Annotated in this window: 2 protein-coding genes; both read right to left on the reverse strand. The window is 63.1% G+C overall.

Annotated elements, in window-relative coordinates; all coding sequences use genetic code 11:
- Positions 1–33 precede the first annotated feature (33 nt).
- Entirely contained in the window at positions 34–1,362 is a 1,329-nt protein-coding gene (locus FVF58_RS50925) for an IS110 family RNA-guided transposase (RefSeq protein WP_149676976.1), read from the reverse strand.
- A gap of 45 nt (positions 1,363–1,407) precedes the next feature.
- Positions 1,408–1,587, reverse strand: a complete 180-nt coding sequence (locus FVF58_RS50930; RefSeq protein WP_149676977.1) for a hypothetical protein — start codon at positions 1,585–1,587, stop codon at positions 1,408–1,410.
- Positions 1,588–1,649 lie beyond the last annotated feature (62 nt).

The following is a 1,649-nucleotide window of genomic DNA, read 5'->3' on the forward strand; positions in this document are numbered from 1 at the left end:
CTCTCAAGAAACAAAACTATTCGACGGTAGCTCTTACGGTGTCGCCGGAACAGATTCAATGCGGAACCCCAGCCTGGCGGCGCGACGTTTGAGGGCAGCGATACTTCGTTGGCGTTGCTGCTCCTCGTAACGCTGCTGTCCCTGGTCGACGAAGGCCTCGCCGCGTGTCAGCATGAAATACACCATGCGCGCGAGCTTGTGCGCCACTGCGGTGTTGGCGCGTGGCTTGTCCATCCGGGCACACAGCCGGCGGTAAAAAGCGCCCAGCGCAGAGTCGCTATGGGAAAGGGTCATGGCCGCCATCTTGAGCGCTTGCCGCGCCCGGTTGGCCGAGCGTTTCGTGCCTGAGGACAATACCTTGCCGCCGCTGATCTTCGTGCCGGGCGTCAGCCCCAGCCAGGAACAGAAATGCTTCACGCTGGCAAAGCGGCTCAGGTCCGGGCCGATCTCGGACAGCAGTGTCAGGACGGTGGACACACCCAGTCCGTTGATGCGCGTGAGATCGACACCCGCCCAGTTGGCGAGTCTCTGCCGCTGGTCGAAGTTGCCTCGCAGCCTGGTGCCGGCCCTCGGCCCGGTACCCATGTCAACGTGGTGGCTGCCACTCTCGTCCACGAGCGTCTGCAGGCGGGCATCGCATTCACCAAGATGACGGGCGATGTCGTCGTACATCGATAGCGCCTGCTTCAGCACAAACAGGTGCTCCTCGCGCCAGTTGCCTGTCAATGCGCGGGCGATATCGTCGGCACTGCGCCTGATCCGGCCGTGACGGTAGCGGGCCAGAACCTTCGGATCGCGTTCGCCCGCGACGATCGCGCGGATGATCGCCTGTCCCGTCGTCCCCATGATGTCGCTCAGCACCTCGGTGAGCTGGATATTCATCTGCACCAGCGTCTTCTGCATGCGCTGTACCCAGCTGCCCTGCTCGGTAAGCAGCACCTCGCGCTGGCGCGCCACCGCACGCACCACGCAGACCTTGTCGCCGGGGCGCCAGGCCGCCCGCAGCAGCCCCAGGCTCATCAGCTTCTGCAGCCACTGGCAGTCGAGCACATCGCTTTTGCGGCCAGGCACGTACTTCATCTGCCGCGCGTCGACCAGCCACACCGCCAGCCCGCGCCGCTCCAGCACCTCGTATACCGGTATCCAGTAGGCTCCGGTCGATTCGAGTGCCACCGTATCGACACCGCACGCCAGCAGCCAGTCGGCCATCGCGTTCAGATCGTCGGTCATCGTACCGAATTCCCGCACCGGCTCATCGTCCGCGGTCCTGGGTACCGCTACCCAGTGGCTCGAACCACCTATATCGATGCCCGCTGCGTTCGGAAACATTTCGGGACTGTCTTCCCGCTTGCGCATCGCCATGGTTTGTCTCGCTATGGTTGATGGATGGCAGCGTCATGGGAAGCGTCAGATTGGACTCGATCTCTCAAACGGGATGCGGCTCGCGCCGCTCGCCACTGTCACCGACGACTCCCGGACCATGCTGAGTCCCGGGCTCGCTTCACGACGCTTGCCAACGTCGTAAGCTCGCACCAGTGGGTTGTCGGTCATCGCGGCGCTGCTACCCACGTTATAGCTCGTCGCCATTGTGAAATCGTTTCTTCAGGAACACCGTACCCGGCACGGGTTTGGGAAGCTGAGTATTCGTT

Origin of the sequence: Paraburkholderia panacisoli (assembly GCF_008369935.1) — a bacterium.
Classification (GTDB): domain Bacteria; phylum Pseudomonadota; class Gammaproteobacteria; order Burkholderiales; family Burkholderiaceae; genus Paraburkholderia; species Paraburkholderia panacisoli.